This is a genomic window from Bradyrhizobium sp. 17, assembly GCF_023073515.1.
GTDB classification, from domain to species: domain Bacteria; phylum Pseudomonadota; class Alphaproteobacteria; order Rhizobiales; family Xanthobacteraceae; genus Bradyrhizobium; species Bradyrhizobium canariense_D.
This window is the reverse complement of the sequence record NZ_JADPJQ010000117.1, coordinates 228,375-246,492: the sequence shown is the minus strand read 5'-3', so window position 1 is coordinate 246,492 and position 18,118 is coordinate 228,375. Positions and strand designations below refer to the sequence as shown.

Annotated in this window: 19 protein-coding genes; 10 read left to right on the top strand and 9 right to left on the bottom strand. The window is 64.6% G+C overall.

The genetic code is table 11. From position 1 onward, the window contains the following. Positions 1–85: 85 nt before the first annotated feature. Positions 86–775, top strand: coding sequence for a TlpA disulfide reductase family protein (locus tag IVB13_RS26230; RefSeq protein WP_026232493.1), 690 nt, complete (start codon positions 86–88; stop codon positions 773–775). Positions 776–786: 11 nt separating this feature from the next. Here IVB13_RS26230 and IVB13_RS26225 read toward each other — a convergent pair whose 3' ends face one another. The 6 genes from IVB13_RS26225 to IVB13_RS26200 all read right to left on the bottom strand — a co-directional run bounded on the left by IVB13_RS26225 (position 787) and on the right by IVB13_RS26200 (position 4,790). Further along, positions 787–981, bottom strand: a complete 195-nt coding sequence (locus IVB13_RS26225; RefSeq protein WP_007615312.1) for a hypothetical protein — start codon at positions 979–981, stop codon at positions 787–789. A gap of 148 nt (positions 982–1,129) precedes the next feature. Then, positions 1,130–2,011: a 3-hydroxybutyryl-CoA dehydrogenase gene (locus tag IVB13_RS26220; protein WP_018453241.1), complete on the bottom strand. Its 882-nt coding sequence runs from the start codon at positions 2,009–2,011 to the stop codon at positions 1,130–1,132. A gap of 192 nt (positions 2,012–2,203) precedes the next feature. Beyond that, positions 2,204–3,148, bottom strand: coding sequence for an FAD-binding protein (locus IVB13_RS26215; RefSeq protein ID WP_018453240.1), 945 nt, complete (start codon positions 3,146–3,148; stop codon positions 2,204–2,206). Next, positions 3,148–3,897, bottom strand: coding sequence for an electron transfer flavoprotein subunit beta/FixA family protein (locus IVB13_RS26210; protein WP_018453239.1), 750 nt, complete (start codon positions 3,895–3,897; stop codon positions 3,148–3,150). Before IVB13_RS26210 ends, IVB13_RS26215 begins: the two co-directional genes overlap by 1 nt. A 124-nt stretch (positions 3,898–4,021) precedes the next feature. After that, positions 4,022–4,594 carry a cob(I)yrinic acid a,c-diamide adenosyltransferase gene (locus IVB13_RS26205; protein ID WP_018453238.1) on the bottom strand — a complete coding sequence of 191 codons (573 nt, stop codon included), beginning with the start codon at positions 4,592–4,594 and terminating at the stop codon, positions 4,022–4,024. A 1-nt stretch (position 4,595) separates the two neighbouring features. Further along, entirely contained in the window at positions 4,596–4,790 is a 195-nt protein-coding gene (locus IVB13_RS26200; protein ID WP_018453237.1) for a twin transmembrane helix small protein, read from the bottom strand. Positions 4,791–4,994: 204 nt separating this feature from the next. Between IVB13_RS26200 and IVB13_RS26195 the strand changes: the two genes are divergently transcribed. Next, positions 4,995–5,888 (top strand): YihY/virulence factor BrkB family protein, encoded by an 894-nt coding sequence (locus IVB13_RS26195; protein WP_026232492.1) that lies wholly within the window; start codon positions 4,995–4,997, stop codon positions 5,886–5,888. Here IVB13_RS26195 and IVB13_RS26190 read toward each other — a convergent pair. After that, on the bottom strand, positions 5,815–7,116 hold the full coding sequence (locus IVB13_RS26190; RefSeq protein WP_026232491.1) for an ATP-binding protein: 1,302 nt from the start codon (positions 7,114–7,116) through the stop codon (positions 5,815–5,817). The two genes, IVB13_RS26195 and IVB13_RS26190, sit on opposite strands and share 74 nt — an antisense overlap. 104 nt (positions 7,117–7,220) lie before the next feature. Further along, positions 7,221–8,093 (bottom strand): tRNA glutamyl-Q(34) synthetase GluQRS, encoded by an 873-nt coding sequence (gene gluQRS, locus IVB13_RS26185; protein ID WP_026232490.1) that lies wholly within the window; start codon positions 8,091–8,093, stop codon positions 7,221–7,223. Between the two features lie 221 nt (positions 8,094–8,314). Between gluQRS and IVB13_RS26180 the strand changes: the two genes are divergently transcribed. After that, positions 8,315–8,968: a DNA-3-methyladenine glycosylase gene (locus tag IVB13_RS26180; protein ID WP_085361089.1), complete on the top strand. Its 654-nt coding sequence runs from the start codon at positions 8,315–8,317 to the stop codon at positions 8,966–8,968. A 98-nt stretch (positions 8,969–9,066) separates the two neighbouring features. Here the strand turns inward: IVB13_RS26180 and IVB13_RS26175 are convergent, their stop codons facing one another. Then, positions 9,067–9,954, bottom strand: a complete 888-nt coding sequence (locus tag IVB13_RS26175) for a LysR family transcriptional regulator (RefSeq protein ID WP_018453232.1) — start codon at positions 9,952–9,954, stop codon at positions 9,067–9,069. A 177-nt stretch (positions 9,955–10,131) separates the two neighbouring features. On the opposite strand from IVB13_RS26175, the gene IVB13_RS26170 reads away from it, so the two are divergent. The 7 genes from IVB13_RS26170 (at position 10,132) to IVB13_RS26140 (ending at position 18,068) form a co-directional block, all read left to right on the top strand. Then, the gene (locus tag IVB13_RS26170) at positions 10,132–11,106 is read left to right on the top strand and encodes a nitronate monooxygenase family protein (RefSeq protein ID WP_018453231.1); all 975 of its coding nucleotides are present in this window, start codon (positions 10,132–10,134) and stop codon (positions 11,104–11,106) included. Between the two features lie 33 nt (positions 11,107–11,139). Beyond that, positions 11,140–12,324 carry an ABC transporter substrate-binding protein gene (locus IVB13_RS26165; protein ID WP_018453230.1) on the top strand — a complete coding sequence of 395 codons (1,185 nt, stop codon included), beginning with the start codon at positions 11,140–11,142 and terminating at the stop codon, positions 12,322–12,324. Positions 12,325–12,346: 22 nt separating this feature from the next. Continuing rightward, positions 12,347–13,855: an acyl-CoA synthetase gene (locus IVB13_RS26160; RefSeq protein WP_018453229.1), complete on the top strand. Its 1,509-nt coding sequence runs from the start codon at positions 12,347–12,349 to the stop codon at positions 13,853–13,855. A 179-nt stretch (positions 13,856–14,034) separates the two neighbouring features. Next, entirely contained in the window at positions 14,035–14,355 is a 321-nt protein-coding gene (locus IVB13_RS26155; protein WP_026232489.1) for a hypothetical protein, read from the top strand. A 12-nt stretch (positions 14,356–14,367) separates the two neighbouring features. Beyond that, positions 14,368–14,997 (top strand): general stress protein, encoded by a 630-nt coding sequence (locus tag IVB13_RS26150; protein ID WP_018453227.1) that lies wholly within the window; start codon positions 14,368–14,370, stop codon positions 14,995–14,997. A gap of 253 nt (positions 14,998–15,250) precedes the next feature. Continuing rightward, positions 15,251–17,038 (top strand): NAD(P)/FAD-dependent oxidoreductase, encoded by a 1,788-nt coding sequence (locus IVB13_RS26145; protein ID WP_247490888.1) that lies wholly within the window; start codon positions 15,251–15,253, stop codon positions 17,036–17,038. Positions 17,039–17,090: 52 nt separating this feature from the next. Then, entirely contained in the window at positions 17,091–18,068 is a 978-nt protein-coding gene (locus IVB13_RS26140; RefSeq protein ID WP_018453226.1) for a peptidyl-alpha-hydroxyglycine alpha-amidating lyase family protein, read from the top strand. The last annotated feature ends 50 nt before the right edge of the window (positions 18,069–18,118 follow it).

The following is an 18,118-nucleotide window of genomic DNA, read 5'->3' as shown; positions in this document are numbered from 1 at the left end:
CTGTGGCCGCCGCACGTTTGCTGACGGCTGCCAGCCGTATTAAGAGGCCTCTGATAGCCATATCTGCGACCGGATGACAAACGATATGCTCGACCCCAACGACAGGCTCGACCAAAGGACAGCACGGTCGGCCACGCGCCGTATCCCCGTGGTCATCGCCACCGTGGTGGTCGGGGGCCTGGCTGGCTTTGCCGCGCTGTACGGGCTGGGCCTGGGCCGGGCCCCCTCCGGCGATCCCGCCTGCCGGGCCGCGGTGAACACCGCACAGAAGATCGCGCCGCTTGCCCATGGCGAGGTGGCGGCGCTGACCATGGCGACCGCACCGCTAAAGCTGCCGGACCTGGCCTTCGAGGACGCCGACGGCAGGCCGAAGAAGCTGTCGGATTTCCGCGGCAAGACGCTGCTGGTGAACCTCTGGGCCACCTGGTGCGTGCCCTGCCGCAAGGAAATGCCGGCGTTGGACGAGCTCCAGGGCAAACTTTCGGGCCCGAATTTCGAGGTGGTGGCGATCAATATCGACACCCGCGACCCCGAGAAGCCCAAGACGTTTCTGAAAGAGGCCAATCTCATCAGGCTCGGCTATTTCAGCGATCAGAAAGCCAAGGTTTTTCAGGATCTTAAGGCGATAGGCCGGGCCTTGGGCATGCCCACCTCGGTGCTGGTCGATCCTCAAGGCTGCGAGATCGCGACGATCGCGGGGCCGGCGGAATGGGCGAGCGAGGATGCGCTCAAGCTGATCCGGGCTGCGACGGGCAAAGCCGCAGCGTCGTTCTAAGCGATGATGTTTTAGGCGGTGACGTTGAGGTTGCTGCCGACGCCAGCGCCGACATTGGCAAGCGAGGGCTGTCCGGCGCCGAGCAGCGTCAGGACGGTGGATTTCTCCGCATCCGCGTTCTGCTTCATCAGCGTCGCCGAGATATTCGACTGCAGCGCGCCTTGCTGAGAGGCCAGCATGCTGCTGACCATCGCCATCATGTCCATTACGCAAACCCTCGTACCGGCGGTAACCTAGAGGCGGGCGGTTAACGGGACATGAATTGTCGCGAGTCGCCGTAAGGTAGGCTTTCTCCGTCTCCCGGCTCTGCTGCGTATCGCTAACGCGCTGCGCAATGTCCCGGCACGAAACCCCTTATCTCGTCGGAATCGGCTTGGCGCCGCGGTAGTCGTAAAAACCGCGCTGGGTCTTGCGACCGAGCCAGCCCGCCTCGACGTATTTCACCAGCAGCGGGCACGGGCGGTACTTGGAGTCGGCGAGGCCCTCATGCAGCACCTGCATGATCGACAGGCAGGTATCGAGGCCGATGAAATCAGCGAGCTCCAGCGGGCCCATCGGATGGTGCGCGCCGAGCTTCATCGCCGCGTCGATCGCCTCGACGTTGCCCACGCCTTCGTACAGCGTGTAAATCGCCTCGTTGATCATCGGCAGCAGGATGCGGTTGACGATGAAGGCCGGGAAATCCTCGGAGACCGCGACCTGTTTGCCGAGCTTGCCTACGAATTCCTTTGACGCCTCGAAGGTCTGGTCGTCGGTGGCGATGCCGCGGATCAACTCCACCAGTTCCATCAACGGCACCGGATTCATAAAGTGAATGCCGATGAAGCGTTCGGGCCGGTCAGTGGCGGCGGCCAGCCGCGTGATCGAGATCGAGGAAGTATCGGAAGCGACGATCGCCTCGGGCTTCAACACAGCGCAGAGATCGTGAAAAATCTTGCGCTTGACCTCTTCCTTCTCGACGGCGGTCTCGATCACGAGATCGCAGTCCGCGAGATCGTCCAGCTTCTCGCCGGCTACGATACGCGCCATCGCCTTGGCTTTGTCGTCCTCGCTGACGGCCTTCTTGGAGACCTGGCGCGTCAAATTGCCGTTGATCGTGGCCATGCCTGACTTGAGGCGGTCGGTCGAAATATCGTTGAGCACCACGTCGAAGCCGGCCAACGCAGCGACATGCGCGATGCCATTGCCCATCTGCCCCGCGCCGATCACGCCGACCTTCTTGATTACTGCCGCCATAATGTCATCCACCGGAACGGCGCGCTATCAACCGCGCCTGCCTATCCCCCTGAGCCGGGAGGTCTGATTTAATCAGAACCCGGCCTCGAAACCTAGATTGGATCGCTTCGAAGGCGTGTCCCGCGCCAAAGAAAACGCCTCAAAAAGCAACACCGGCCGGAGTTTATAGCTCCGGCCGGTGTTTAGCGCGTTTTACTTGCCGAGCTTGCCGAGTTCGGCCGTCAGCTCCGGAACCGCTTGGTAGAGGTCGGCGACCAGGCCGTAATCAGCGACCTGGAAGATCGGCGCGTCCTCGTCCTTGTTGATCGCGACGATCACTTTGGAGTCCTTCATGCCGGCCAGATGCTGGATCGCGCCGGAAATGCCGACCGCGACATAGAGCTCGGGGGCCACGACCTTGCCGGTCTGGCCGACCTGCCAGTCGTTCGGCGCATAGCCCGCATCCACCGCCGCACGCGAAGCGCCGACACCGGCGCCAAGTTTATCGGCGAGCGGCTCGATGTACTTTGCGAAGTTCTCGCGGCTCTGCATGGCGCGGCCACCGGAGACGATGATCTTGGCCGAGGTCAGCTCGGGACGGTCACTCTTCGCGACCTCCTCGCCGACAAAGGACGACAGGCCCGGATCGGCCGCCGCCGCGACGCTCTCGACCGACGCGCTGCCGCCTTCACCCGCTGCGGCGAAGGTGGAGGTGCGCACCGTGATGACCTTCTTGGCGTCCTTCGACTTCACCGTCTGGACGGCGTTGCCGGCGTAGATCGGGCGCTCATAGGTGTCGGGGGCGATCACCTTGGTGATCTCCGAGACCTGCATGACGTCGAGCAGGGCCGCGACGCGCGGCATCACGTTCTTGAAGCGCGAGGTCGCGGGCGCGACGATGGCGTCATAGGACGGCGCCAGCGAGACGATCAGCGCGGCCAGTGGCTCGGCCAGATCGTGCGCGTAAAGCGCGCCGTCGGCGAGCAGCACCTTCTTCACACCGGCGAGCTTTGCGGCGGCGTCCGCCGCGGCCTTGGCGTTCTCGCCGGCCACCAGAACCTCGACGTCCGCGCCGAGCGCGGCCGCCGCGGTCAGGGCCTTGTTGGTCGCATCCTTGAGCGACGCATTGTCGTGTTCGGCAATCAGAAGCGTCGTCATCAGAGCACCCCGGCTTCGTTCTTGAGTTTCGACACCAGCTCGGCGACGTCCTTGACCTTGACGCCCGCCTTGCGGCCCGCCGGCTCGGTCGTCTTGAGAACCTCGAGGCGCGCGGTGAGATCGACGCCATAATCGGCGGCAGTCTTGTCCGCAATCGGCTTCTTTTTGGCCTTCATGATGTTCGGCAGCGAGGCGTAGCGCGGCTCGTTGAGACGGAGATCGGTGGTGACGATCGCCGGTCCCTTCAGCTTCACGGTCTGCAAGCCGCCGTCGACTTCGCGGGTGACCTTGAAGTCGCTGCCTTCGACCTCGAGCTTCGAGGCGAAGGTCGCCTGCGACCAGCCGAGCAGCGCGGCCAGCATCTGGCCGGTCTGATTGCTGTCGTCGTCGATCGCCTGCTTGCCGAGAATGATGAGGCCCGGCTGCTCTTCGTCCGCAATCTTCTTCAGGATCTTGGCGACCGCGAGCGGCTCGACCGCACCCTCGGCCTTCACCAGGATGCCGCGATCGGCGCCCATGGCGAGACCGGTGCGGATCGTTTCCGACGCCTGCGCCGGTCCGATCGAGACCACCACGACTTCGGTCGCCTTGCCGGCTTCCTTCAGGCGCAGCGCTTCTTCGACCGCAATTTCGTCGAACGGGTTCATCGACATTTTGACGTTGGCGAGTTCAACACCCGATCCATCGCTCTTGACGCGGACCTTGACGTTGTAATCGACCACCCGCTTTACCGGCACCAAGACCTTCATCGATCCTCTTTCACTCAATCTGGGAGGGGGTTATCAACTGGCGCGGAACCTAAAGGCCTGATCCGGCCCGGTCAACGCGCGAAGGGGTCTAATTTTGGCGCCCAGAAATGCGCGGCCCAATGGGTCAGCGATTCTGGCCCGGAACCCAGAGCACGTCGCCGGCGCCGTCTTCGTTGACCGCGCGGCTGGCCACGAACAGGAAGTCCGACAGGCGGTTCATATACTGGATGCCAGCGGCACCAACAGGTTCTTCCGGCCGGGCCGCCAGTTCCACCATCACGCGTTCCGCCCTGCGGCAAATCGTACGGGCGACATGGAGGTAGGCGGCGGCTGGCGTGCCGCCCGGCAGCACGAAGGAGGTCAGAGGTGCCAGCTTGTCGTTGAGCGCGTCGATGTCGCGCTCGAGCCGCTCGACCTGGCTTGCCACCACCCGCAGCCGCTCCGCCTTGCCCTCACGTTCGGGCACCGCGAGGTCCGCGCCGAGGTCGAACAGATCGTTCTGGATGCGGCCAAGCATCGCGTCGAGCTCGGGCGCATCCCCGGTGTGAAGCCGGACCACGCCGATCGCAGCATTGGTCTCGTCGACAGTCCCATAGGCCTCGATGCGCAGATCGTATTTCGGCCGGCGCTCGCCCGAGCCGAGCGCTGTCGTGCCGTCGTCACCGGTTTTCGTATAGATGCGGTTGAGCACGACCATGTTAACGCCCCATCGCCCACACGGCGGCCATCGCGATGACGATCGCCACGAACTGAAGCAGCACGCGCCAGCGCATCAGCTTCTGCGAGGTGTTGGGCGAGCCGCCGCGCATCATGTTGATGAGACCGAGCAGCAGCACCAACGCCACGGCGCCGACCGCAATCGGCAGGATGAAAGTACTCAGGAGAGATGCCATTCGAGGGTAAATAACACCCTCCGCGCCGGTCCGCCATGGCGTTCCCGATCTGGCTTTTAAGCCAATAATATCAGAAGCTAGCTGGATGAATCTGGATTTGCGCCAATTGCCTATCCTCTTGACCTATCCCCGCCTGCGGGGAGAGGTCGGAATGCGTTTCCCGCGCGCGGGAAGCGGAAGCAGCAACAGCAGTGCAGGTGGTGCGTGAAGGCAATCCGCACCATCTACCTTGTCGTAATGGACGCGTTCTACACGTTCCTCGCCGATGACGGCTGGGCGATCGCGAGCCACATCGCGCTGTCGACGCTGATGGCGCTATTCCCGTTCCTGATCGTCCTGACATCGCTCGCCGGCTTCTTCGGCTCCAAGGAACTCGCCGATCAGGCTGCGAGCCTCATGCTCCAGGTCTGGCCCAAGCAGGTCGCGGATTCGATCTCGGGGGAAGTCCACGACGTGCTGACCACGACCCGCACCGGCCTATTCACCATCGGCGCGGTGCTGTCGGTCTACTTCGCCTCCAACGGCGTCGAGGCGCTGCGGGTCGCACTGAACCGCGCCTATGCGGTCGTGGAGATGCGGCCCTGGTACTGGCTACGGCTGGAATCGATCGCCTACACGCTGATTGCGGCCTTCACCGCGCTCGCCATGGCATTCCTGATCGTGCTCGGGCCGCTGCTCATCGAGGCCGCGCGTGCGCACATCCCGCTGTTCGTTGAATCCAACGAGAGGATCCTCACCTGGCTGCGCTACGGCATCACCGTTGGCGCGTTGGTGGTGGCGCTGATGATCCTGCATACCTGGCTGCCGGCGGGACGGCGCCGGTTCCTCCAGATCCTGCCCGGCATCGTCTTCACCATCGTGGCGTCGCTGATCTCGGGCATCGTGTTCGGGCAATATCTGGCGCGCTTCGCCAATAATTACGTGACGATGTATGCGGGGCTCGCCTCGGTGATCATCGCGCTGGTGTTCCTGTATTTCATCGCCGCGATCTTCGTTTACGGCGGCGAGCTCAACGCCGCGATCATCAAGTCGCGGCTTCCTCACGGCGTGTCGCTGCAAGCAGCGCAGTCGCTAGCGCCCGCGGAGACACAGGCTTGACCAGAAAGGCGTCGGCGCCGGCCTCGCGTGAGGCGACTTCATCTTCGCCCCGACCTGACACCCCGATGATGGGGATCTGAGCCAGCGGCGTCGCCATGGTGCGGATCCGCCTGATCGCCTCGACGCCATTGATGCCCGGCAGCACCATATCCATCAGCACCGCGTCGAAGGCGCCCTGCGCGAGCCGGTTCACCGCGTCCTCGCCGCGCCCGATGAACTCGGCATGATGACCGAGTTCGGTCAGGATGGTGTTGAGCACAACGCGGCCGAACGGATTGTCCTCGACGCTGAGCAAGCGCAGCGCCGGAACCGCATCCATCTCGGCTTCGCCCTTCGACTTGCGGGACTTGCCCGATCCCGTGGCACACACCGACACCGTCAATGTGAAGGTGGCGCCACCGCCGGGCCGAGGCGCGACCGTGATGTCGCCGCCCATCGCGCGCGCCAGTTGCTTCACCGACGACAGGCCCAGTCCGGCGCCGCCGAAGCGCGAGGCAATGGTGACATTGGCTTGGGTAAACGGCCGGAACAGCCGTTTGATCTCGGCCATGGTGAGGCCGATGCCGCTGTCGGACACCGCGAAGGCGACACCGACGCTGCCTTTGCCCTTTGCTTTGCCTTTGCTCTTGGTCTTGTCCTTGCTCTTGACGGAACGCCAAGGCGCGACCGTGAGCGCCACGCCGCCGTGCTCGGTGAATTTCACGGCATTGTCGATCAGGTTCTCGAGCGCGGCGCGCAGGCGGACGGGATCACCGACCACCAGCCCCGGCAGCTTCTCCGAGATATCGACCTCAGCCTGGAGACCCTTGGCCGCGGCGCGACCGGCCAGCGAATCGCCGGCGTTGCGGGCGAGCGTCCGCAGGTCGAACAAATCCTGCCGCAGCGAGCTTCCACCCCCGACCCCCTTCCCGGTCCCCTTGCCACTTCGGGCGGCATCGACGAACAGGGTGGCAAGGTTCGCCAGATGCTCGGCCCCGGCCTTGATCGTGTCGGCCCAGCGTCTTTCCCGTTCCCCGAGATCCGAAGTCGCGAGCAGGTCGCTGATCGCGAGAATGCCGGTCAGGGGGGTGCGGACCTCATGGGCAAAGGCGGCAAGCGCGGCTTGGACGACGTCCAGCTCGACCCGCTTGGTGCTGCGCTTGCGCAACCGGGCAGTCGGCCCGGAGCGCTTCCGAGCCACTCGCTTGGACGTCCCCGTAGTGCGCGCTGCGCGCGTTTTCGCCGCCATAACTCCCCTTCGAAGTATCCCCTTCGAACCCCGCGCTGTCAGGCGAGCATGGCACGGCGGAACACCCGGAGTCACGGCGCCGTTTGGCTAACCCCCAGAGAAACTTAACCTAATCCCACCAACCGGCGGATACCGGCCGGCGTGGCGCCGCCGGCGCGCAGTTCACGAAGGCCGGTCGAGCTGGTTGATTTCGACAGCTTCCGGCCGCGCTCGTCGCGAAGTAGCCCGTGGTGGCGGTAGACGGGTTCGGGCAGGTGGAGCAGAACCTGAAGCAGACGGTGGACCGAAGTGGCGTGGAACAGGTCCTGGCCCCGCACGATCTCGCTGATGTCCTGGAGCGCATCGTCGACAACAACGGACAGATGGTAGCTCGTCGGCGTCTTCTTGCGGGCCACAATGACGTCGCCCCAGGCTTCTGGCCGCGCCGGGACGACGCCACGCTCACCATCCGGCCCCTCGCCCAGTTCGTTCCAGCTCAGGCCCACAGCGCGGCGGCAGGCGGCTGCCATGTCGAGCCGAAGCGCGTAAGGCGCACCGGTGTCGATGAGGCGGTCGCGCTCGTCCGCGGACAGCGATCTGGCGGCGCCGGGATAGAGCGGCACGCCGTCGGGATCGCGCGGCCACGGCCCATCCGCTTCACGCGCCTTAACCAGCCTTGCGATCTCGGCGCGGCTTTCGAAGGCTGGATAGACCAGGCCGAGCGCCAAGAGCCTGTCCAGCGCCGTCCGATACGCATCGAGATGCTCCGACTGCCGCCGCACCGGCGTCTCCCAGGCGATGCCGAGCCAGGCGAGGTCTTCGTAGATCGCTGTCTCATATTCCGGCCGGCAACGCGTCGCGTCGATGTCCTCGATCCGCAGCAACAGCCGCCCACCGGTCTCGCGCGCGCGGTCGGAATTGAGCAGCGCGGAATAAGCGTGGCCGAGATGCAGGTAGCCATTCGGGCTGGGGGCAAATCGGAAAACGGGTGGCGACATGCTTCGGAACTCATCATGGCCGGGCATAGCCGTCTAGACGGATGGCGTCGCTTCCGCTCGCCTGTGTCCCGGCCATCCACGTTCTTCGGAGCGGCGCACCGCGTGTCAAGGTCCCCGAGAATGCGATGATCACCAGCCGTGCTAACAATGATGCACGTTGGAAAGACGTGGATGGCCGGGTGGAAGCCCGGCCATGACGCCGGAGAGAGTTGACGATTGCCATGACCATCCACCTCGAAACCCAATCCGATCTCGAAGAGGCCGTCCACGCGCTGGTCAAGCGCGATCCGCGCCTGAAGCCAGTGCTGGCGACTGCCGGCATGCCGGCGTTGCGGCGGCGCGAGCCGGGTTTTGCGGGGCTTGCCCACATCGTCTGCGGGCAACAGCTCTCGACTGCGAGCGCCGCGGCGATCTGGGGACGGTTGTCCGCCGCGTTCGATCCGTTCGACCACGAGGCTGTCCGCCGCGCCCGCACCGACCGGCTGGGGCGGCTCGGCCTGTCCGCCGCCAAGATCAAGACGCTGAAACATCTCGCGCGCGAGATCACCGCAGAACGGCTGAACCTCGACGTGCTCGCGGAAGAAGACGCTGATGCCGCGCATCACACGTTGATCGCACTGCCCGGCATCGGACCCTGGACCGCGGACGTCTATCTGCTGTTCTGCCTCGGCCATGGCGACGCCTGGCCGGCCGGCGACCTCGCCGTGCAGGAAGGCATCCGCATCGGGCTCGGCTTGCAGGCGCGGCCAACGGAGAAGCAGATGGCGCCGCTCGCCGAACCCTGGCGCCCCCTGCGCGGAGCGGCGGCACATCTGTGGTGGAGCTATTATCGCGCGGTGAAAAAACGCGAAGGCGTCATCGCGGGATCAACCTAGAGCTAGTTCCGTTCCGATGGAATCGGAACGGGGCTCTAGTGTTTTGTTTTGACGCGTTTTCTTGACGCGAACCGGTGTCCACTTCGCTCGAACACGCTCTAGCCCCGCAGCCCGACGCGATCGGTCCGGGCGCAATCGGCGACGAAGTCGATGACGGCCCGCACCGCCGGCAGTTCGACGAGGTCGGGATGGGCGAGCAGCCACAGGTCCGCCACGCTGGCGAGCTTCTGCGGCGCGACACGCACAAGATCGGGATAGCTTTCGGCGACAAAGCACGACAGGGCGGAGATTCCGAGTCCGGCGCGGACCGCCGCCAGCATGTCGCCCTGGGACGAGCAGCGCATCACCACCCAGGCCTGACGCGTGACGACGTCGCTCCAGCGCGCAAGCTGGAGATTGGAGGTCTGATCGGCGAAACCGATGACGCTGTGCCCCTTCCACTCGCCGCGCCGTTCCGGCAAGGACCGCCCGCCGGCGTAGCCGCGCGAGGCGTAGAATCCCGTGCCGAGACGGCCGATCTTGCGGCCGACCAGATTTTCCTCGCCGCTGTCGAAGGGCCGCAACACCACGTCCGCCTCGCGCCGGCGCACGCTCGCCGGAAACGGATGGGTGATGATCTCGAGCTGGACGTGATCGTGCGCGCGCAGGAACGCAGGCAGGCGCGGCATCAGCCAATGCGAGGCCAGCGTTGCGCCGATCGATAGCTTGACGGTCCCGCGCGCCTTATGCCCTCCGGCCGAGACTGCCGTCTCCGCCCGCAGCGCGGCCGCCGCCATTACCTCGGCGTGCTCGCGCAGCGTCCGTCCATCCGCCGTCAGCGCAAGGCCGTCGGCGGCACGCGCCACCAGCCTGGTGCCGAGCTGGGCTTCCAGCGCCGCAATCTTGCGGCTGACGGTGGGATGGCTGCTGTGCAGCCGGCGCGCCGCGCCGGTGAAGCTGCCGGTATCGGCGACCGCGAGGAAGGTCTTGCAAAGGTCCCAGTCCATGAGCGGCCTCTGTTCAAATCTGAAAAGTCGTCCGTTCAATATTGAACGATAAGAGGCCCCACTCCAACCCCTATAATGACGTCAAATGAAACATGGGCGGCAACTCGCCCGCGACAATCAAAGAAGGAAACGCCTCGTCATCCGCCTGCCGGCGGGCTGCGTTTCCGGGAGGACATCATGGCGCTGCCCGCTCTCTTGAAGGATTCGCTCGAGCTGCCCGTGGTCGGCTCGCCGCTCTTCCTCGTCTCCGGCCCTGAGCTGGTGATCGCCCAGTGCAAGGCCGGCGTGGTCGGCTCGTTTCCGGCACTCAATGCCCGTCCGGTGGAAAAGCTCGACGAATGGCTGAGCCGCATCGAGGACGAACTCGGCGAATACAAGTCGCGCAATCCCGGCAAGAAGGTCGCACCCTACGCCGTCAACCAGATCTGCCACGCCTCCAACGACCGGCTGATGAAGGACATGGAGACCTGTGTGAAGCACAGGGCGCCCATCATCATCACCTCGCTGCGACCGCCCGCCGAGCTCGTCGAGGCCGCACACTCGTACGGCGGCCTCGTGTTCCACGACGTCATCAACGTCAAGCACGCGCGCAAGGCCGCCGAGCAGGGCGTCGACGGTCTGATCCTGGTCTGCGCCGGCGCTGGAGGACATGCAGGAACGCTCTCGCCTTTCGCACTGGTACGCGAGGTCAAACAATGGTTCGACGGTGCGATCCTGCTGTCGGGCGCAATCAGCGACGGCTTCGCGATCGCCTCCGCGCTGACGCTGGGCGCCGACCTCGCCTATATGGGCACGCGCTTCATCGCGACGAAGGAAGCCAACGCTGACGAAGCCTACAAGTCGGCGCTGACGCAGCACACCGCGCATGACATCGTCTACACCAACCTCTTCACCGGCGTGCACGGCAACTATCTCGGGCCTTCGATCGCCGCGGCCGGGCTCGATCCGGACAATCTGCCGGCGGCCGACAAGACGAAGATGAATTTCGGCTCCGGCGGCAACATGAAGTCCAAGGCGTGGCGCGACATCTGGGGCTCGGGCCAGGGTATCGGCCAGATCGCCGACGCGCCGCCGGTCGCCGAGCTCGTCGACCGGATGAAACGGGAATTCGACCAGGCCCGACAGGATTTCCTGATGCGCGTCAGCGCCTGACGTCTCGGACCGACAATAAAACGGGAGGACACCATGAAGCTGGCAGCCGCACTGATCGGGATGTCGTTGCTGATGCTCGCCGGCGGCAGCGCCCATGCCGAAGGCAGCGACGAGATCCGCATCGGGCAGACCCTGCCCTACAGCGGCCCGGCCTCCGGCTTCGGCGCGATCGGACGGACGCAGGAAGCGTTCTTCGAGAAGGTCAATGCCGAAGGCGGCATCAACGGCCGCAAGGTCAAGTTCATCACGCTGGACGACGCCTATTCGCCGCCGAAGACCGTCGAGCAGACCCGCAAGCTGGTGGAGCAAGAAGAGGTGCTGATGATGTTCGGCTCGCTCGGCACCGCCACCAACAGCGCCGTGCAGCGCTATCTCAACGCCAAGAAAGTGCCGCAGCTGTTCGTGCTCTCCGGCGCCACCAAATGGGCCGATCCGCAGAAGAACCCGTGGACCATGCCGGGCATGGCGGCCTACGAATCCGAGGGCGTGGTCTATGCCAAATACATTTTGCAGGCCAAGCCCAACGCCAGGATCGCGATCCTCTCGCAGAACGACGATTTCGGCCGCGACTATGTCGCCGGCTTCAAGCGAGCGCTCGGGCCTAAGGCCGCAAGCATGATCATCGCGGAAGCGAGCTACGAGACCAGCGCGCCGACGATCAGCTCGCAACTCTCGACCTTGAAGGCCTCGGGCGCCAACGTGCTGTTCGGCGTCGTGCTCGGCAAGTTCACCTCGCAAATGGTCAAGGGCGTGGCCGAGATCGGCTGGAAGCCGGAGCTGTTCTTCGTGCCGACCTCGGCGTCGTCGATCTCTTTCCTGGAACCGGCAGGGCTCGACAACGCGGTCGGCCTGATCTCGTCGAGCAATCAGAAGGACACGATGGACCCGCAATGGGTCGACGATCCCGGCGTGAAGGAATACTTCGCCTTCATGAAGCGCTACATGCCGGCCGCGGACCTCTCCAACTCCAACTACGCCGCGGGCTATCACTATGCCACGCTGCTGATGACGGTGCTGAAGGGGTGCAAGGATGATATCAGCCGCGACAACATCATGCGCCAGGCGGCCTCGTTGAAGGATGTGAAGCTGCCGCTGCTGCTGCCGGGAATGGCGGTTACGACCGGCCCCGACGACTATCTGCCGTTCCAGCAGCTTCAGCTCCGGCGCTTCAATGGCAAGAGCTGGGTCGGCTTCGGCGACGTGCTGGATGATCGCTAGACGAGCGGGATGAGGAGACGCCATGATCATCAGCGGCGAACGCCAGATCAGCTATGACGACATCCGGGCTCGGATCAGGCGGGCGATGAGCGGCTTCCGCGCCCTGGGGCTTGCCGAGGCCGCGCCGGTCGCGATGATGCTGCGCAACGATTTCGCTCTGTTCGAGGTGGTTGCGGCCTCGGCCGCGCTGGGCAGTCCGGTGGTGCCGATCAACTGGCATTTGAAGGCCGAGGAGGTCCGTTACATCCTGGCCGACAGCGGGGCGAAGATCCTGGTCTGCCACGCGGATTTGCTGCCGCAGATCCGCGACGGCGTACCGGCGGATGTCCTTCTCCTGGTCGTCGCGACGCCGCCCGAACTCGCAGCGACCTTTTCGATCCCTGGGGAACTGACCGAGATCCCGGTGGGACTGACCGATTGGGACCGCTGGCGCGACGACCATCCGCAAGCGCAGGAGCCGCCGCGGCGGGCCGCAGCGATGATTTATACATCCGGCACCACGGGCATGCCGAAGGGCGTGCGGCGCATGCCGATGCAGCCCGAACAGGCGGCCGCCTCCGAACGCGTGGGCGGGATCGCCTATGGCATCAAGCCGCGGGAAGACCAAATCGTGCTGATCAACGGCCCGATGTATCACTCGGCGCCGCATTCCTACGGCATGCTGGCGTTCCGCAGCGCTTGCACCATCATCCTCCAGGCGCGGTTCGATGCCGAGGAGCTGCTGGCGCTGATCGAGCGCCACCGCGTCACGCACATTCACATGGTACCGACCATGTTCGTCCGGCTGCTGCGGTTGCCCGAAGCGGTCAGGCAGCGCTACGACCTGTCGTCGCTGCGTTTCGTCGTGCACGGCGCCGCCCCCTGCCCGCCGGACGTCAAGCGCGCCATGATCGACTGGTGGGGACCGGTCATCAACGAATATTTCGGCTCCACCGAGACCGGGATCCCGGTGTGGCACTCGGCCGAGGAAGCACTGAAGAAGCCTGGCACGGTCGGCCGCCCCATCGAAGGCGGCATCGTCAGGATCTTCCGCGATGACGGCAGCCCGTGCGGTGCAAACGAAGTCGGCGAAATCTACATGCGCCAGACGTCAGTGCCCGATTTCGACTATCACGGCAGGTCGCAGGCAAGGGCCGAAGCCGGCCGTGACGGCCTGGTCAGCGTCGGCGACGTCGGTTATCTCGACGCGGACGGCTATCTGTTCCTGTGCGATCGCAAGCGCGACATGGTGATCTCCGGCGGCGTCAACATCTATCCCGCCGAGATCGAGAACGTGCTGATCGGAATGCCCGGCGTGCGCGACTGTGCCGTGTTCGGCATCCCCGACGCGGAATTCGGCGAACGGCTGTGCGCCTTTGTCGAGCCTGAATCGGATGCCGAGCTCTCGGCCGACGCCGTCCGATCGTTCCTGCGCGGGCGGCTTGCCAATTTCAAGGTGCCAAAGGACGTCGAATTCCGTGACGCGCTGCCGCGCGAGGCCACGGGAAAGATTCTCAAGCGCAAGCTGCGGGAGCCCTATTGGACGATGTGAGGACAGGCAACGCCGTCCGAGAGTGCGGGACCGCATAAACGGGAACGAGTGGCAATCGTTCCTGCGCCTCTCCAATATTCGGCAGATTGAAGACGCGCGCTTCCGTCGCAAATGGAAGAGCAACCAATTCGAATCTCGCCTGTTGTCGACCGGCACAATCAACAGCCGGAGAATAAAAAATGTCTCGTCTCACCATGCTCGCCGCAGCTCTGCTGCTGCTCGGATCAGCGCCTGTCAGTGCACAGTCACAGCCTGCGCAGAGCGGGCCGGGCAACAACGCCGTCAACAGCTCTGATCACAACAACTCCAACGCACCGGTCGCGGGCCGCAACAGCTTCACCGAGGGCCAGGCGAAGTCGAAGATCGAGGGCGCGGGTTATTCCAATGTTTCCGGACTGCAAAAGGACGACAACGGCGTCTGGCGCGGCAAGGCCGACAAGGCCGGGACCAAGGCGGACGTGAGCGTCGATTTCCAGGGCAACGTGAACCCCGCCAAGTAAGGAGGATGAAACATGACGACCACTATTTCTCGACTCTATGACACCTATTCGGATGCGGAACGTGCGGTCAGGCGTCTGGAGGCCGCGGGCGTGCCGCACTCCGACATCAGCATCGTCGCGAACAATTCCGATAACTGGTACGGCTCCTCCACCGGCAAGGTTGACCGTGATCGCGACGGCGTCGACGATCGCGCCGAAGGTGCCGGCACGGGTGCCGGCATCGGCGCAGGCCTCGGAAGCGCGGCCGGCCTGCTTGCCGGACTCGGCCTGCTGGCCATTCCGGGACTCGGACCGGTGGTTGCCGCCGGATGGCTGGCTTCGACCGCAGTTGGTGCCGCGGCCGGCGCCGCGACGGGCGGCATCGTTGGCGCGCTGACCGAAGCCGGCGTCTCCAAGGATGATGCGTCGCGCTACGCGGAGGGCGTCCGTCGCGGCGGAACGCTGGTATCGGCGCGGGTACCCGACCAGGACAGCACACGTCTCGATGCCCTTCTGCACGAGAAGGCCGTGAACCTGCAGGAACGGAGCGCCGCCTGGCAAAAATCCGGCTGGAACGGCTTCGATGCCGCAAGCCCGCCGTTGTCACCCGACGATGTCGGCCGTGAGCGTGAGCTGTACGGCGCCGGCACGCGGGTGAGGTAGGGATGTTCCGCTCGCCGCCACGCCAGCGGCAGTGAATCCCAAGAGCGCGAGGGAGGCTCCACCAAGGTGGAGCCTTTTTCGCGTGCCCCTCCTCGAACACCACGAGGGTGCCGCAGGTCTCTCTCAACGAGCGCATTCCGCTGAAGCAGGGCCACATGTTCTCACTGCTCGGGTAATCGGCTATTGGCCGTCTGCGAAACAGTATAGCTTTCGACCGTAGAGGAAACGCCGCGGAGACGGCACGAGGTCGCGCATGCTGGACAGGACCAAGGACATTGTCGCATCCGCGCAAGCCTGGCTCGATGAGGTCGAGCTAACGCTGGGCGCAGCCGATAGCGCTGCGCTGGATCGTCTTTTCCTCGCCGACAGCTATTGGCGCGATGTGCTGGCACTAAGCTGGAACCTGCAAACGATCGGCGGCGGCGACTCGATCAAGCGGGAGCTGACAACGCTCGCGGCAAAGGCTGCGCCGGGCAGCTTCAAGATTGCGCCGAACCGAGCGCCACCGCGCTGGGTGACGCGTGCCGGGACCAACACTATCGAGGTGATCTTCAATTTCGAAACCGCACTGGGGCGCGGCAGCGGCATCGTCAGGCTTGTGCCCGACGCCACCGACGGCGACCGCCTGAAAGCGTGGACGCTCCTCACCGCGCTCGACGAGCTCAAGGGCTTCGAGGAGCAGCTCGGCACCTCGCGGCCGCGCGGCCAGGCCTATTCGCGCGACTTCCGTGGACCGAACTGGCTGGACTTGCGCAACGGCTCGCGCGACTACGCCGATCGCGATCCCGCCGTGCTGGTGGTCGGCGGCGGCCAGGCCGGGCTCGCGATCGCGGCGCGGCTGAAACAGTTGAACATCGACACCCTGATCGTCGATCGCGAGGCACGGATCGGGGACAATTGGCGCAAGCGCTACCACGCGCTGACCCTGCATAACCAGGTGCAGGTCAATCATTTGCCCTACATGCCGTTTCCGCCGAGCTGGCCGACCTATATCCCCAAGGACAAGCTCGCCAACTGGTTCGAAGCTTACGTCGGCGCGATGGAGCTGAACTTCTGGACCGGAACCGAATTCGAGGGCGGCGCCTACGACGATGCGAAAGACCACTGGACCGTCACACTGCGGCACACCGACGGCAGTGAGCGTATCATGCACCCGCGCCATGTGGTGATGGCGACCGGCGTCAGCGGCATCGCCAATGTGCCTGTCATTCCGACCCTGGATAACTTCAAGGGCACGCTGCTGCATTCGAGCCGCTACGAGGACGGCGAGACCTGGACAGGAAAACGCGCCATCGTCATCGGCACCGGCAATAGCGGCCACGACATCGCGCAGGATCTTCACTCCAGTGGTGCCGAAGTGACGCTGGTGCAGCGTTCACCTACGCTCGTCACCAATATCGAGCCGTCGGCCCAACTCGCTTATGCGACCTACAATGAGGGCACGCTCGAGGACAACGATCTGATCGCGACCTCGATGCCGACACCGCTCGCGAAAAAGACCCATGTGATGCTGACGGAGCAGTCGAAGGAGCTCGACAAGGAACTGCTCGACGGGTTGCGGCGCGTCGGCTTCAAGCTCGATTTCGGCGAGGCCGGCACCGGCTGGCAGTTCAAATATCTCACCCGTGGCGGCGGCTATTATTTCAATGTCGGCTGCTCCAACCTCATCATCGAGGGCGCGATCAAGCTCAGGCAGTTTTCCGACATCGAGAGCTTCGTCACCGAGGGCGTTCGCATGAAGGACGGCACAACCCTTTCGGCCGACCTGATCGTGCTCTCGACCGGTTACAAGACACAGGAATATCTGGTGCAGAAACTGTTCGGCGACGCCGTCGCCGACCGGGTCGGCCCGATCTGGGGCTTTGGCGACGGCCTCGAGCTGCGTAACATGTATACGCGCACCAGGCAGCCCGGCCTCTGGTTCATCGCCGGCAGCCTCGCGCAATGCCGGATCAACTCGAAATATCTGGCGCTGCAGATCAAGGCGATCGAGGAAGGGATTTTGGGGCAGGCTGGAGCGGCAGCGGCGAGCACCGCTTGAACAACACCGTAGAAGCAGTGTCGCACCACGATAACGAACAAGAGGAGAATTCATGCCAGCCATTCTCGGCACCGGCGAGCACCGCTACCGCGTCGTTGAAAACTTCGCAAAGCTGCCGGACGGATGGCAGCTCACCGACGTCGCCTCGGTCGCGGTCGACAGCAAGGACCGCGTCTACGTCTTCAACCGCGGGGCCCATCCGATGGTCGTGCTGGACCGCGAGGGCAATTTCTTGCGAAGTTGGGGCGAAGGCCTGTTCTCGCGCGCCCACGGCCTGCACATCGATGCCGACGACAATCTCTATTGCACCGATGACGGCGACCACACCGTGCGCAAGTGCACCACCGACGGCAAGGTGCTGCTGACGATCGGCATCCCCGAGAAACCGTCGCCGTTCATGAGCGGCGATCCCTTCCACCGCTGCACCCACACCGCGCTGTCGCCGAAGGGTGAAATCTACGTCTCCGACGGCTATGGCAATGCGCGCGTGCACAAATTCACGCCCGGCGGCAAGCTGATGACAAGCTGGGGCGAACCCGGCACCGATCCCGGCCAGTTCAACATCGTGCACAACATCGCCACCGACGCCGACGGCTTTGTCTATGTCGCCGACCGCGAGAACCACCGCGTGCAGGTGTTCGACGGCAACGGCAAGTACGAGACGCAGTGGAACAATCTGCACCGCCCTTGTGCGCTATGCTGTTGCGGTGGGGCTAAGAGCCCGACCTTCGTCATCGGGGAACTCGGCCCTGGCCTGGCCGTCAACCGCAAGGTGCCCAATCTCGGCCCGCGGCTCTCGATCGTGGACGCCAAGGGCAACCGCATCGCGCGGCTCGGTGGCGAGGAAGGCCCGGGCGTTGCGAGCGGCAAGTTCCTGGCGCCGCACGGCATCGCACTGGATTCCAGGGGCGACATCTATGTCGGCGAGGTCGGCGTCACCGACTGGAAGACCAGCTTTCCGGACGAGGAGATGCCGGCCGTGGTGCGCGCGACGCGATGTTTGCAGAAGCTGGAGCGCGTGCGGGAGTAGCTGCCTCGGCACATCCACGTCGCGCTGTCAGGATGACGCTGCCTCAACGG